The following is a 13,366-nucleotide window of genomic DNA, read 5'->3' on the forward strand; positions in this document are numbered from 1 at the left end:
TGAGATAAAATACAACCCTTTTACTCAAAGTCATTATTCTCAAAATTCTCCGTTTACATTCACTTTAAGAATTAAGTAGTACGCAAATTTATATTAATTGTTATAAAAAAAAGCAGGTCCTTTATAAGGAGCCTGCCGTTTTTTTATTCTTTAGCGTTAGTAACATATCCTTCGTCATTGCGTCTAAATCGTATTTATACGTAAAGCCCCACTCTTCTTTTGCTGCAGTCGCATCAATGTTGTCTGGCCAGCTATCAGCAATTGCTTGGCGAACTGGGTCTACTTCATAATTCATCTTAAAGGAAGGTATTTCCTTGCGGATAGATGCAGCAATTTGTTCCGGTTCAAAGCTCATTGCCGTTACATTAAATGCATTACGATGAATTAGCTTAGTCGGATCTGCCTCCATTAAATCAACAATCGCTTGAAGCGCATCCGGCATATACATCATATCCATATATGTTCCTTTTGCTATATAGGACGTGTAAGCGCCATCCTCTAATGCTTTATAGTAAATGTCAACTGCATAGTCGGTTGTTCCACCCCCTGGTAATGTCTCATTGGAGATCAATCCAGGAAAACGAACTCCTCTTGTATCCACGCCGAATTTTTGAAAGTAGTAATCACATAGCAATTCTCCTGATACTTTGTTTACTCCATACATAGTAGTTGGACGCTGCAATGTATCCTGAGGTGTGTTTTTCTTAGGAGTAGAAGGTCCGAAAGCGCCAATAGAGCTTGGAGTAAAGAATTGCATCCCTAATTCACGTGAAGCCTCCAATGCATTTACTAATCCACCCATATTTAAATTCCACGCCAATAGCGGCTTCGCTTCTGCTGTTGCAGAAAGTAATGCAGCCATATGAATCATAGTGTCCGCTTGAAAATTCTTCGCAAGCTGATGCATTTTCTCTCCATCAGTCACATCTAAAAGGTCAAATGGACCATTTTCTGTTACTGACGATGATATATGTCTAATGTCTGTGGCCAAAATATTGTCTGAACCATATTCTTTTCGTAGTTTCGCAACTAGTTCCGAACCAATTTGTCCTAAAGCTCCGGTAACCATAATTTTCTTCATCTTTATTTCTCCCTTTCAAAAACAATTGTATTTTTGGAAAGTACATTATATCAATAAAACACCTTGATATCACTAGGTTTATCAAGTAATAATTATATCGTGTTCATTCGTGAAATACAACCATATCCGATTTCATTTTTTGATATAATAGTTTAATTAGGAGGTATTTATGAAAATATTAAAATATGCACTCATTTTTTTGCTAGGGGTAATATTGACTATGGTTATGACTTTTTTCAATTTACCTTTTTGGTTAATTTATTTGATAGTAGTAGCCGTATATTTACTTTTAATAGTTGTACCTCAAATGTATACGGTTTATAAATCAAAAAATTTGAAAAAGATAGAGCAATATCTAGAAAAGAATAAGCGAAAGCCAATATTTGCTTACCCGCTAGCTTTGAAAACTGGCGATCGAGAACAGATCATACGCTCCTTAGAGGAAATTTTGAAAAGGCACAAACAGCCCTATATGCAGGAAGTATATAAAACCATATTGGCACTTTTTGAAAACAACGTCTCTAAATTCGAGCACCTAGCTAAACAAATAAGCAAAGAACCATTAAGAACCTATTATTTAGCATATGTAGAAGCTCTTAAAGGAGACTTTGATGAGGCTCATACACTAAAGGTTCAACTCCCAAAAGGTTGGATGCAGCATGCAATCGAAGCTGTCATCGCAAAAGAGCAAGGCAACAACGACCTCTATGAACAAGAAGCGAACAAAAGCATTGAGCTTGCAACAGGCGTCCAAAAATATAGCCTTTATTATTCTTTTCAGCAAGAGATAAATAATTTGAAATGAGTGGACCAATTATTCTTGGAACTCGGCAGTAAGATCATTCGATTTCAATATAAAAGCCCACTACGGTGGGCTTTTTACTATAAACTAATATCATTTATATTTTTAACGATAATTCGTGGCATTAGGGGACTCTTTCCATCCATTTACGAGCGTTTTCCACTGTTTTAGGAGACATTTCCCCATTTTTAGGGGCGCAACCACCACTTAGGAGACGATTTCCAGCGTTTAGGAGACACTTCTCATCCATTTATGAGCGATTCCCACCGTTTTAGGAGACATTTCTCCATATTTAGGAGCGTACCCACCACTTAGGAGACAATTTCTAGCATATAGGAGACACTTCCCATCGTTTACGAGCGCTTCTCACTGTTTTACGAGACATTTCTCCATATTTAGGGGCGCAACCACCACTTAGGAGACGATTTCTAGCATTTAGGAGACACTTCCCATCGTTTACGAGCGCTTTCCACCGTTTTAGGAGACATTTCTCCATATTTAGGGGCACCATCTCACTTTAGGAGACTCTTTCTCTCATTTAGGAGGCACTTCCCATCGTTTACGAGCGCTTCTAACTGTTTTACGAGACATTTCTCCATATTTAGGGGCGCAACCACCACTTAGGAGACGATTTCCAGCGTTTAGGAGACACTTCTCACCCATTTATGAGCGATTCCCACCGTTTTAGGAGACATTTCTCCATATTTAGGGGCGCAACCACCACTTAGGAGACGATTTCTAGCATTTAGGAGACGCTTCTCATCCGTTTATCTTCCCCTTTATTTAACTGCCACTTAGAGAAACTTTGCGATTGTATCCCCCACAAAAAAGGCTACCAAACAATTGGTAGCCGGAATCTTATTCTATTTAATAACGCCTAGTTCTTTTCCAACTTTTTCGTAAGTAGCTATGGCATTATCTAGCATTTCTTTTGTATGGGCAGCTGTTGGCATGTTGCGAACGCGTCCAGTTCCTTTAGGTACCGTAGGGAAGACAATAGATTTTGCATATACTCCCTCTTCAAATAGGCGTTTAGAGAATTGCTGAGTTAGTTTTTCGTCTCCAATGATACATGGAGTGATTGGTGTTTCAGATGCACCAATATCAAATCCAAGCTTAGATAAGCCCGCCTTCAAGTAGTCACCATTTTCCCAAAGCTTGTCATGAAGCTCTGTGGAATCGATGATCATTTGGACTGCAGCTGTTATTGCTGCTACATCGCCAGGTGGTAAAGCAGTAGAGAATAGGAATGGACGTGAACGAACCTTTAACCAGTCGATTAAGTCCTTCTTCCCTGCAACGTATCCACCGACTACCCCGATTGCTTTAGAAAGTGTTCCAATTTGGAAATCGATTTCTTTTTCTAAACCAAAGTGCTTCACTGTTCCTTTACCCTTACCAGTAACACCAGAACCATGTGCATCATCCACATACGTGATTAGGTCAAATTCTTTTGCAATTTCAACGATTTCTGGAAGCTTTGCAATGTCACCATCCATCGAGAATACGCCATCTGTAATTACCATTACTTTGTTGTACTGGCCAGATTTCGTTGCTTCTTTCGCTTTATTGCGAAGATCATCCATATCAGAGTGGTTAAATGGAATGATTTTAGCTTTAGAAAGTCGGCAACCATCGATGATGGATGCATGGTTTAATTGGTCAGAAAGAATCGCATCATTTTTGTCCATTACCGCAGAAATTGCAGCCATATTACAGTTAAAGCCCGATTGATAAGATATTGCTGCTTCTGTTCCTTTGAACTCAGCAAGCTTTTCCTCTAGCTTTACGTGTAGGTCTAGCGTTCCGTTAATCGTACGTACTGCTCCCGCTCCTACACCATATTTATCTATCGTTTCTTTTGCAATACGCTTTAATTCGTCATTTGTAGCTAGTCCCAAATAATTGTTGGAGGATAGGTTGATTAGCTCATTTCCGCCAACTGTTATAATTGGGCCATTAGCTCCTTCAACAGGATCGATTTCGTTATATAGACCTTGACTCTTTAATTGCTCTAGGTTTTCTGTTAAAAAGTTATTTAATACATTAGACAAGTTCATCTTCCTTTCAAACAAATAGTCCATTTTATTTTACCATTGTTATAGAAGAAAGACTAAGATATGTCTCTTTTGATAAATAAATGTCTATGCCTTCTTCACCTGGCAAACGCTAGTCAAAAACCATAAAAAAAAAGCGAGTAGGAAACCTACTCACTCAATTGTTTCTAGCATTTTATCGTGAAGTTCTCTCCATTTATCCTCATCTATGGCAGAGTCATAGAGTGATTTAATAAGCTTTGCCTCTGCAAAATAAGTACTGATGTAATCTTGAGCCAATTCCATCTCGCTTGAGTATGCCTCTCTGACTTTCGTCAATTCCTCTTCAGCCCATTGGTTTTGGTCGATATATGGGAAGAAATCTACAATTTCATCCCCTTCTCTTTCAGGGTCATAAATATGTGGACTAGTCGCATCCACAATACTCAATTGAAGCTCCGGTATCACTACCCCATCAATACTATTGGCATCTAACCCACACCAAATGTAGCGAACGTCTAGACCATGAGACTTTGCTTCTTCTCCAAATTTTTTCATAAAGGAGGATTTCCCGCTGCCAGGCAGCCCTTTTATATACAAACGCGTCTTTAAACTTTTGGAAATTGAACTAAACGTATCCTTTGCCCCTAACGGCGTTAAAGAACCCATTAAACGGTGAGTTAGCTTCGGATTTTTTTGTAGTTTCACATTCCCTATATATTTTTTTTGAAGATCATCTAATAATGAATCAATACCCTTCCAGTCCATTCCAGGTTGAATTAATTGCTCCCAGTCATCATGTATTAGCTTAGCTTTCGATAGGGTCTGCAAACCCTTTGCAAGCCAAGCCTCTCCCTCTAGATGCTTGTCGCGGACAACTAGTCCCACATCCCGTAACCTGTCGAGTTTATAGGCATCATAATAAGTTACCCACTCATGCCCTGCCCCATAGAAGAAAGGATCAATCGTATTCGTTTGAAGATAAAGTGTTTTTGTGTCAACAATATAAACAGCCTCTACAGCGTCCTCGTCGAGCGGATCTAAAAACCATTCCATATCATTCCCTCTTCGTATAGCTGCATATCCAATTTCTTTTAAGGTTTCGGAGAGTCTAGAGCTTGCTGGGCCTTTAAAAAAATATACCTTTTTCGCTTCCTGAATGAGTTCTTTATAGAAGTTTTTAACACCTTGTCCCGTATAAGATTTCCCCATAAAGTGTGTAATTGTTCCGTTCAAATAGTCATCCTTTCTATCGTTCATTCAATAGATAATGTATGCTGCATCAACCAAAAATATGAAAAGCACTGAGAATCATATATGTTTCTCAGCGCTCTTCTTCACGAATGGTAGTGTATAACCACTTATTTTATTCAAATATTTTTGCGAAGCAGGTAATGTATAGTGTACTAATTGTCCAAGCCCTATTGCGATAAGTATTGTACCAATGCCTACTGGGCCTCCTAGTATCCAACCGACAATCGCGACTATCACTTCAATGCCTGTCCGCACTTTCTTTAAGCTCCAACCTGTTTTTTCTATTATGAGAAGCATTAAAGAATCACGTGGTCCCGCTCCTAGATTCGGTGAAACGTAAATCCCGATCCCTATGCTCATCACCATAACTCCTAATATAAAAATGATCGACTGTCCCAACAAGTCTGTTGGATTGGGCAGTAACCAATTAAACATATCGATAAATGATCCTACAAACAAAATATTAAGCCATGTCCCTAATGCAGGAATTTTTTTTGTACTGATGATCGTGATCAACACAATAATGATACCCGTTAAAATAGCCCATGTGCCGATTGATAATCCTAAATGATTGAAAAGACCAACGTGCAAAACATCCCAAGGCCCAATACCAAATAAATATCCTTTTATAGTCATCGAAATCCCTAAGGACATAATCGTTATACCCACTATAAAAAAGACCCAACGCCAAACAAGTTCCTTCATGTTTCTATCCTACTTTCCTTTAACGAAAAAACCATTCTCAACTAAAAAGTTGGAATGGAATCATTTAATACTATATCTATTATAGTCGCTTAAGAAAAGATTGCTAGTCATTTTTGGAATTGCTAATTACTGCCGTTTTCCCTTTAGTCATACGGAGTAGGTCAGTTAGCGAAAGCTTCACTTGAAGCCCTATCCTTCCTCCGCTAACGATAATATAGTCGTTGTTTTCGGCGCTACTATCTACAATTGTCGGAAACAGCTTTTTCATCCCTATTGGTGAGCAGCCTCCCCGGATATAACCAGTCGTTGGCAAAAGGTCCTTTAGATGCAACAGCTCCACCTTTTTCTCTCCAACTTCCTTTGCCACACTTTTGAGATTTAGCTCTTGATCCACAGGGATAATGCAGACATAGTATTTATTTGAACCAGCGGTAACTAGTAATGTTTTATACACGACAAAAACGGGGTAGCCTATTTTGTTTGCTACAGTTACCCCATCGACTTGATCACCAGTCAGCTCGTATTCGATTAAATCAAAAGCTATTTTCTGCTGTTCTAACATACGAACAGCATTGGTCTTCTGTTTTTTAGTCATGTTTATTACTCCTATGCTATTTGGAAGAAGCTCGGTTGCTGATCCGAAAAGCCATACTTTCTTAAATGAACTTGATACGAATATTTAGCAATAGCCTGTTCTTTTAAACGTTTAGTTTGAAGGCTCTGTAAGTCTTCCTCCAACACTTTTGGTGTTTGAAAGTCCACCTGCATAGAACGATTAAAAACTTCAGCCTCCATTTCTTTTTGCCTCTGAGTTTCTAACTCAATTTGTCTATTCGCCATTTCATTTAACGTTAGTTGGGCTTCCTCTTGTCTAATTTTCGAAGTTGCATTTGCAGCCACTAGTAAATGCTGAGGTGTCGCAGGCATTTCTGCTAAAGCCTGACTACGAACTTTTTCTAATAGCTCAATTGTTTTTTCAGGTGTCGGTCCTCCTATGCTTTGTATTGGAGTGCCAGGTCCCTTAATATCCAATATAGTTTGTTTTTCCATTTCTTGAAATTCACGAATTGCAGCAGAAAGTTCTGGGGTGTCTTTTTCTTTTTCTTTATTCCCAAGCAAAAGTTCTTCCAATTCATTTAAAGAGGGAGTTTTCGGTTGGAAATACTCATGATGCTTTCTATATGCCTGTCCTGCGTCCTTTCTTTGGACTGCTCGCATACTAGATACTAAGTTAGACATCCCATTTCCTGTAGCTTTCACTAAACTCATCATGTTCACCATCCCTTCCATACAAATTTCCTTCTTTACAGTCTACCTAATTTGTCAAAATAATGAAATAAACTTTAGGCATAATTTAATATAAGGCATAATAATCAATTCAATATTTATGTATTTTTCCTCCAATTAGTTAAAATTACCTAATTTCAATTCTAAAAAGGAGACTGTCAGAAAATAGTCTAACAGTCTCCATTTTTTGCATTTTTTATGCGACCATTTGGCGACAAGCCTCGGCGCATTTACGACAAGCCTCTGCACATTTTTGACAGTGCTCATGATCGTGCTTCCCACACTCTTCTCCGCATGCATCACAAATTTGTGCACAGAGCTTACAAATTTCCTGAACAAATGGGCTATTTCTTGTTATAGCTTGAGCCGCATATGAACAAACATCTGCACACTCACGGTCTAACCTGATACAACCCGCCATCATTTTAATATGTTCTTCCTTTAGGCAGGCGTCAAAGCAATTATTACAAGCCTCTAAGCATTCTATGCAAGCCTTTAAACAATCTTCATACTTCGTATTCATTATTTCTCCTCCTCTTGTTTAAGTATCCGCTATTATTTTTCCCTTAAAGGGGAGATTTAAACAAGAAAAGCGTAGACTATATATTGATCAAAATCACTGCTATTTAACTTCGGACAATTCGTCCTCGGTCACCCATTTATGATTTTTAACCTCTGTTCCATCAGTGGTTGAAACATAATCTATCATGTAAACAGTTGTATCCTCAGAAGATTCAATGATAGCTTCGGCTCCTTCCATACCTTCCATGTGTTTAGCATTCAGCTTAACGTTAGAGCCAACTATCCCTTTTCCATCAGTTGCCTCTAACTCTTCATGGATAACCCATTTATGGTTCTCTACCTTTTTGCCATCTGTCGTAGAAGTATACGAAACAGCATAAACCGTTGTATCAAAAGCACCTACAATTGTAGCCTCTGCACCTTTCATACCACCCATGTGATCAGCTTCTATCACTGCCTTACTTCCTACTTCAAATTTAGGATTTTGTGCTTCTTCCAAGCCCTCGGGAATCTCTCCACCGTCATCTATATGATTCATATGAGCATGCTCCTGCTCCATATTATTGTCCTTTGCAGTTTCTTCACCTTCTTCACCACAGCCTGCCAATAAAAATAAAGTGCATAATCCCGTTACAGCTATTTTTTTCATATATAACTCTCCTTTTAATGTTAATCTCCAATAAATATTTGAAAGCCTTTTTGGCCTTGAACCTTAATTAAATTAAAGAAAACGACCGCTACTTCAGCAGCCGTTCTCCTTACCACTCTATTTATCCAATTTCACACGTTGTAAACGTAAAGCATTCAAAACCACCGAAACTGAACTGAATGCCATAGCTGCACCGGCTACCCATGGTGCGAGTAAACCAACTGCTGCAATTGGAATACCTAATGTATTATAGGCAAATGCCCAGAATAGATTTTGCTTTATATTTCTCATTGTTTTGCGACTCATTATAATTGCATCGGCAATGCTGTTTAAGTCCCCACGAATTAATGTAATATCAGCTGCCTCCATCGCAACATCTGTTCCTGTGCCGATAGCCATTCCAATATCAGCAACTGCTAAAGCTGGTGCATCATTGATACCGTCACCGACCATTGCTACTTTTTTGCCGGAGGATTGTAGCTTTTTAATTTCCGCTGCCTTACCTTCTGGAAGCACCTCCGCAATTACCTGGTCAATTCCTGCCTGTTTTCCAATGGCAGTGGCTGTTAACTGGTTATCACCAGTGATCATCATGACATCAATATTCATTTCCTTCAATCGCTTAATAGCCTGTAAAGAGGATTCCTTAATCGTATCAGCGACTGCAATCATACCAACAAATTTTCCATTTATAGTTGCTAGCATAGCAGTTTTCCCTTGTCCCTCGAGCTCTTCCATTCGTTTAAGAATAGCTGCTATATTAATATTATTTTGATTCATTAATTTTTTAGTACCAACTAACACTTCTTGCTCATTTACCACTGCTTTTACACCGTATCCTGGTATGGCCTCAAAGGAAGTTACCTCTAGTAGTGTTATCCCACGCTCCTTGATCCCATCTACAATTGCTTCTGCAAGTGGGTGTTCCGACTGCCTTTCAGCTGCCCCGATATAAGCGAGAAAGTCGGATTCCTTCATTCCCTCTTCCATAAGCACATCTGTTAGCTTCGGCTTTCCGTAAGTGACTGTCCCAGTTTTATCAACCACCACCGTATCAATATGGTGTGTCGTTTCTAAATGTTCTCCACCCTTAAACAGGATTCCGAACTCTGCAGCACGACCGGAGCCCGCCATGATAGATGTTGGTGTTGCAAGACCTAAAGCACATGGACAAGCAATGACAAGCACAGCTATCAACGCCTCAAGCGCTGGGGTGATTTCACCAGGTTCAACGACTAAGAACCAGACTAAGAATGTAACTATTGCTATTCCTACAACGATTGGAACGAATATCCCAGAAATCTTATCTGCCAAACGTTGAATAGGCGCTTTTGAGCCTTGGGCATCTTCTACTACCTTAATAATTTGAGCAAGTGTAGTGTCTCTTCCAATTTTCGTTGCTTTCATTTTAATGGAACCATTTTTATTGATGGTGGATCCGAACAACGAATCTCCAGTCACTTTATCAACTGGTATACTCTCTCCAGTTAACATAGATTCATCGACTGCACTATTTCCAGCAATCACTTCTCCATCAACAGGAATTTTTTCTCCGGGCTTCACTAGAATGGTATCTCCTACTAATACTTCCTCAATGGGAATTACCAATTCAGCACCATCTCTAATAACCAATGCCGTTTTCGCCTGTAGCCCCATTAGTTTTTTTATAGCCTCCGAAGAGCGCCCCTTTGCCTTTGCTTCGAACAGCTTACCCAACAAAATCAGTGTGATAAGGACCGCGCTTGTTTCAAAGTAAAGGTTAGCTGCATGATGTTCACCGGCAGTAATAATTGCTTGATAAACGCTATAAAAATAAGCTGCTGAGGTTCCTAACACAACGAGTACATCCATGTTGGCACTGCCATTTCTCAATGCTTTGTAGGCACTAACATAAAACTGTCTTCCGATGATGAATTGGACAGGTGTTGCTAATACCATTTGCACCCACGGATTCATCAAAAATTCTGGCATGTAAATAAAAGAAGTAAAAGAAAAATGTCCAACCATCGTCCAGAGAAGTGGCAAAGATAAAATAGCTGAAACAATAAATTTCACCTTTTGCTTTTGGATTGCTTCCTCTCGATAATCGACCGACTCTTTATCCTCTGATTTAATTATTGCACCATAACCAAGCTTTTCTACCTTTTGAATAATATCGTTTATAGTTACGTCGGAGGGATTAAACTCTACGGTTGCACGTTCGAGAGCCAGATTCACATTGGCAGAACTTACTCCCTCTAATTTGTTTAGACCTTTTTCAATGCGGGTAGAACAAGCAGCACAAGTCATACCAGTAATAGCAAACTCTTTCTTCTCTTTCACCACTCCGTATCCAAGTGCCTCAATTTTCTTCTCAAAGTCTTCTTCTGTTACTTTATCAGGGTCATATTTGATAACTGATTTTTCAAGCGCTAAATTTACATTAGCTTCTTCCACACCCTCCATTTTGTTAATAACTTTTTCTATTCGCGCAGAACATGCCGCACAGGTCATCCCAGTTATTTTGTAGCTAGTCTGCTTTATATTATTTTCCATAACCCTCACCTTTCTCATATACGTCTAGGGGGTATATATTACCTAAATAAAGAGAGTGCCTGTATGAGCACTCCATCTATTATTGGACATCGTAGCCTTGTTCATCGATTGTTTCTTTTATTTTGGCTAAAGTAACTTTGTCTTCTTCAAAGGATACATCTACTTTTCCGGATTCAAGATATACTTTTACTTGTTCAACGCCATCTAGATTACCTACACTTGTTTCTACCGATTTAACGCAATGTCCACATGACATGCCTTTAACTTCTAATGTAACTTGATTTAACATTTGAATTCCTCCTATTTTCTCATTAGTTTTTGAATCGTAACGAGCAGTTCATCTAACACTTCTTCATCGCCTTCAGCTAACCTATTAGCCACGCACCCCTTTAAATGTCCTTGCAAAAGAACCTTAGCAACACTATTTAAAGCCGACTGGGTTGCAGATAGTTGGGTAATTATATCGTCACAGTAAATATCCTTTTCAACCATCCCTTTAATGCCACGAATTTGTCCTTCAATACGATTCAGTCTATTGGTTAAATCTTTTTTTACATGCTCAGGATGGTGACTTCTCCTACAAGACAAGTCTGATGGTAATTCTGTATTTTCCTCTATTACATTGTCCAAGTAACCAACCTCCTATTCCTAATACCAGTATATGATACCCTAAAGGGGTATGCAACCTATTTGATTTTTAAATTTTTGAAGCTATTTTAACTACGAACTTTTAATAGTTTTCACCTAATGAATCGATTTTATGATTATCAGTTGGAAGAGACATAGAAAAACGCTATATAAAAAGACGGTTCCTAGTTTAACTAAGGAAGCGTCTTAAATTAGATATTAAATTGGTAGTATTTGCTCCATATATTTCTTGATGCTTTCCTCGCTCATTTCACCGGTTATGATCTTTTCTATTTTACCTTCAGAGTTGATGAGTAGGGTCGTAGGCAACGGGTTAATATTGAAGGCGTTGATAACACTTTTATTGTTATCAATTAGAACTGGGAATGTTAATCCCTTTCTATCAATGTATCTTTGAACCTTTAAATCCGACTCGCCTACATTTACCGCGAGGATTTCAAGCCCTTGATCTTTATAGTTTTGATATTGTTCATCTATGATAGGAAATTCTCTTTCACAAGGCTTACACCATGTCCCCCAAAAGTTTAGAAAGACTCCCTGTCCTTTGTAATCGGATAATTGATGCTTCTCACCGTTCATATCTACTAATGCAAAATCAGGTGCGGCGTCCCCCTCCTTCAAGATTGCATTTTTCTCCTTTGTTACATTCGAGTAAATCGTAAATACAATGGCAACAACCATTAAAGACAAAATGAGAGCTCGAATATAAAATCTCTTTTTCTTGTTCATCTAAACTTCCTCCTCTCTTCTTACAATAAATTGTTATTTTTTCTTCCAAAGACCAAGCATGAAAACGGTAATCATAACGAATGCTAACAATGCTAGAAATGGAATAGTTACAAAACCAAACCAATTGATATATTGTCCTGAACAGGGAACTCCGCTTGTACATGCGCTAAATTCCTGCAAGGAAGGAATTTTCTGCAGGGCATAATGGTAGCTGGAAACACATATGCCAATTATAGATAGTGGTAGCGCATATACATAAATCTTTTTGTCGTTTCTATAGAAAGCTACACCCAATAGAAACACCAGCGGATACATTAAAATCCTCTGATACCAGCAAAGTGTACATGGAATAAATCCCATCCGTTCACTAAAAAATAAACTACCTATCGTTGCGGTAAGCGCTACAAGCCACGCAGCTAAAATAGATTTATTTAGCATTTGCAGCCTCTTCCACCATTTTAGTAAAGTCCGTCATCGTTTTCCCTGTAAACTCCTTACCGCCAATATAAATGGATGGAGTGGCAACTATACCAAGATTTTTTGCTGTACTCATATCTAGATTCCACGCTTCCTTTCCTCCCTCTTCACTAAATGCCTGTTTAACCTTTTCCACTTCTTCTTCGCTCGCTATCTCAGCTAGTACCGCCACTAAAAATTCATCTGACATTAGGTTTTCTTGACCGCTTGCATTTGTTTGATTTGCAAATAACAAATGATGGAAGGACCAAAATTTTTCATTTCCGAGTTCCTTATATACCGTCTCTCCAAACTGCGCGGCTGTATTAGAATCAGCAGCAATGAAAGAATAGTTCATGTAGTAAAACTTCGCCTTCCCCGTTTCTACGAATTCCTCATTAATTAGTGGGAAGAGACTGTCATTAAAGTCTTTACAATGTGAGCATTTATAATCACCAAATTCTACAATTTCCACCGGAGCAGATGCTTCACCTATGTAAGGCTGTCCATCGTATTCAAAAACAACAGATTCTGCCTTCGTATCTGTTAATACAATGATTCCAACAATACATATTGCAATAACACCTATAAACCAAAAAATCTTCTTAGACAAATTCAACATCTCCTAAAACTACATAACGTAGTGTAATTGGGTAAAAAAT

Annotated in this window: 15 protein-coding genes; 1 reads left to right on the forward strand and 14 read right to left on the reverse strand. The window is 38.6% G+C overall.

Annotation, left to right across the window (positions count from 1 at the left end):
* Nucleotides 1-121: 121 nt before the first annotated feature.
* Complete coding sequence (locus D0S48_RS09395) at nt 122-1,081, reverse strand: L-threonine 3-dehydrogenase (protein ID WP_144539836.1); 960 nt, start codon at nt 1,079-1,081, stop codon at nt 122-124.
* Between the two features lie 169 nt (nt 1,082-1,250).
* Between D0S48_RS09395 and D0S48_RS09400 the strand changes: the two genes are divergently transcribed.
* The gene (locus tag D0S48_RS09400) at nt 1,251-1,886 is read left to right on the forward strand and encodes a YrzE family protein (RefSeq protein WP_144539838.1); all 636 of its coding nucleotides are present in this window, start codon (nt 1,251-1,253) and stop codon (nt 1,884-1,886) included.
* A gap of 860 nt (nt 1,887-2,746) precedes the next feature.
* Here the strand turns inward: D0S48_RS09400 and D0S48_RS09405 are convergent.
* The 13 genes from D0S48_RS09405 to D0S48_RS09465 all read right to left on the reverse strand — a co-directional run bounded on the left by D0S48_RS09405 (nt 2,747) and on the right by D0S48_RS09465 (nt 13,326).
* Nucleotides 2,747-3,943, reverse strand: a complete 1,197-nt coding sequence (locus D0S48_RS09405) for a glycine C-acetyltransferase (protein WP_370455757.1) — start codon at nt 3,941-3,943, stop codon at nt 2,747-2,749.
* Between the two features lie 150 nt (nt 3,944-4,093).
* Complete coding sequence (locus D0S48_RS09410) at nt 4,094-5,155, reverse strand: hypothetical protein (RefSeq protein ID WP_191963903.1); 1,062 nt, start codon at nt 5,153-5,155, stop codon at nt 4,094-4,096.
* Between the two features lie 75 nt (nt 5,156-5,230).
* Complete coding sequence (locus D0S48_RS09415) at nt 5,231-5,878, reverse strand: YczE/YyaS/YitT family protein (RefSeq protein WP_151111423.1); 648 nt, start codon at nt 5,876-5,878, stop codon at nt 5,231-5,233.
* Between the two features lie 103 nt (nt 5,879-5,981).
* Nucleotides 5,982-6,473, reverse strand: a complete 492-nt coding sequence (gene ybaK, locus D0S48_RS09420; RefSeq protein WP_144539846.1) for a Cys-tRNA(Pro) deacylase — start codon at nt 6,471-6,473, stop codon at nt 5,982-5,984.
* Between the two features lie 11 nt (nt 6,474-6,484).
* Nucleotides 6,485-7,168 (reverse strand): hypothetical protein, encoded by a 684-nt coding sequence (locus D0S48_RS09425; RefSeq protein ID WP_144539848.1) that lies wholly within the window; start codon nt 7,166-7,168, stop codon nt 6,485-6,487.
* A 193-nt stretch (nt 7,169-7,361) separates the two neighbouring features.
* Nucleotides 7,362-7,688, reverse strand: coding sequence for a four-helix bundle copper-binding protein (locus D0S48_RS09430; protein ID WP_144539850.1), 327 nt, complete (start codon nt 7,686-7,688; stop codon nt 7,362-7,364).
* 99 nt (nt 7,689-7,787) lie between these two features.
* Nucleotides 7,788-8,336 carry a DUF1541 domain-containing protein gene (locus D0S48_RS09435; RefSeq protein ID WP_151111425.1) on the reverse strand — a complete coding sequence of 183 codons (549 nt, stop codon included), beginning with the start codon at nt 8,334-8,336 and terminating at the stop codon, nt 7,788-7,790.
* A 117-nt stretch (nt 8,337-8,453) separates the two neighbouring features.
* On the reverse strand, nt 8,454-10,871 hold the full coding sequence (locus D0S48_RS09440; RefSeq protein ID WP_144539854.1) for a heavy metal translocating P-type ATPase: 2,418 nt from the start codon (nt 10,869-10,871) through the stop codon (nt 8,454-8,456).
* Nucleotides 10,872-10,950: 79 nt separating this feature from the next.
* The gene (gene copZ, locus D0S48_RS09445) at nt 10,951-11,160 is read right to left on the reverse strand and encodes a copper chaperone CopZ (RefSeq protein WP_144539856.1); all 210 of its coding nucleotides are present in this window, start codon (nt 11,158-11,160) and stop codon (nt 10,951-10,953) included.
* 11 nt (nt 11,161-11,171) lie between these two features.
* Nucleotides 11,172-11,501: a metal-sensitive transcriptional regulator gene (locus D0S48_RS09450; protein ID WP_186318219.1), complete on the reverse strand. Its 330-nt coding sequence runs from the start codon at nt 11,499-11,501 to the stop codon at nt 11,172-11,174.
* Between the two features lie 216 nt (nt 11,502-11,717).
* Entirely contained in the window at nt 11,718-12,248 is a 531-nt protein-coding gene (resA, locus tag D0S48_RS09455) for a thiol-disulfide oxidoreductase ResA (RefSeq protein WP_144539858.1), read from the reverse strand.
* Nucleotides 12,249-12,281: 33 nt separating this feature from the next.
* On the reverse strand, nt 12,282-12,686 hold the full coding sequence (locus D0S48_RS09460) for a disulfide oxidoreductase (protein ID WP_144539860.1): 405 nt from the start codon (nt 12,684-12,686) through the stop codon (nt 12,282-12,284).
* The gene (locus D0S48_RS09465; RefSeq protein ID WP_370455744.1) at nt 12,676-13,326 is read right to left on the reverse strand and encodes a DsbA family protein; all 651 of its coding nucleotides are present in this window, start codon (nt 13,324-13,326) and stop codon (nt 12,676-12,678) included. The genes D0S48_RS09460 and D0S48_RS09465 overlap by 11 nt, the downstream gene beginning before the upstream one ends.
* Nucleotides 13,327-13,366: the final 40 nt, after the last annotated feature.

The organism is Psychrobacillus sp. AK 1817, assembly GCF_008807035.1.
GTDB classification, from domain to species: domain Bacteria; phylum Bacillota; class Bacilli; order Bacillales_A; family Planococcaceae; genus Psychrobacillus; species Psychrobacillus faecigallinarum.

What these genes read in the sequence shown, in the direction of transcription:
- D0S48_RS09395 (WP_144539836.1), bottom strand. Translation starts at nt 1,081, where the DNA reads ATGAAGAAAATTATGGTTACCGGAGCTTTAGGACAAATTGGTTCGGAA.
- D0S48_RS09400 (WP_144539838.1), top strand. Translation starts at nt 1,251, where the DNA reads ATGAAAATATTAAAATATGCACTCATTTTTTTGCTAGGGGTAATATTG.
- D0S48_RS09405 (WP_370455757.1), bottom strand. Translation starts at nt 3,943, where the DNA reads ATGAACTTGTCTAATGTATTAAATAACTTTTTAACAGAAAACCTAGAG.
- D0S48_RS09415 (WP_151111423.1), bottom strand. Translation starts at nt 5,878, where the DNA reads ATGAAGGAACTTGTTTGGCGTTGGGTCTTTTTTATAGTGGGTATAACG.
- ybaK (WP_144539846.1), bottom strand. Translation starts at nt 6,473, where the DNA reads ATGACTAAAAAACAGAAGACCAATGCTGTTCGTATGTTAGAACAGCAG.
- D0S48_RS09425 (WP_144539848.1), bottom strand. Translation starts at nt 7,168, where the DNA reads ATGGAAGGGATGGTGAACATGATGAGTTTAGTGAAAGCTACAGGAAAT.
- D0S48_RS09430 (WP_144539850.1), bottom strand. Translation starts at nt 7,688, where the DNA reads ATGAATACGAAGTATGAAGATTGTTTAAAGGCTTGCATAGAATGCTTA.
- D0S48_RS09435 (WP_151111425.1), bottom strand. Translation starts at nt 8,336, where the DNA reads ATGAAAAAAATAGCTGTAACGGGATTATGCACTTTATTTTTATTGGCA.
- D0S48_RS09440 (WP_144539854.1), bottom strand. Translation starts at nt 10,871, where the DNA reads ATGGAAAATAATATAAAGCAGACTAGCTACAAAATAACTGGGATGACC.
- copZ (WP_144539856.1), bottom strand. Translation starts at nt 11,160, where the DNA reads ATGTTAAATCAAGTTACATTAGAAGTTAAAGGCATGTCATGTGGACAT.
- resA (WP_144539858.1), bottom strand. Translation starts at nt 12,248, where the DNA reads ATGAACAAGAAAAAGAGATTTTATATTCGAGCTCTCATTTTGTCTTTA.
- D0S48_RS09460 (WP_144539860.1), bottom strand. Translation starts at nt 12,686, where the DNA reads ATGCTAAATAAATCTATTTTAGCTGCGTGGCTTGTAGCGCTTACCGCA.
- D0S48_RS09465 (WP_370455744.1), bottom strand. Translation starts at nt 13,326, where the DNA reads ATGTTGAATTTGTCTAAGAAGATTTTTTGGTTTATAGGTGTTATTGCA.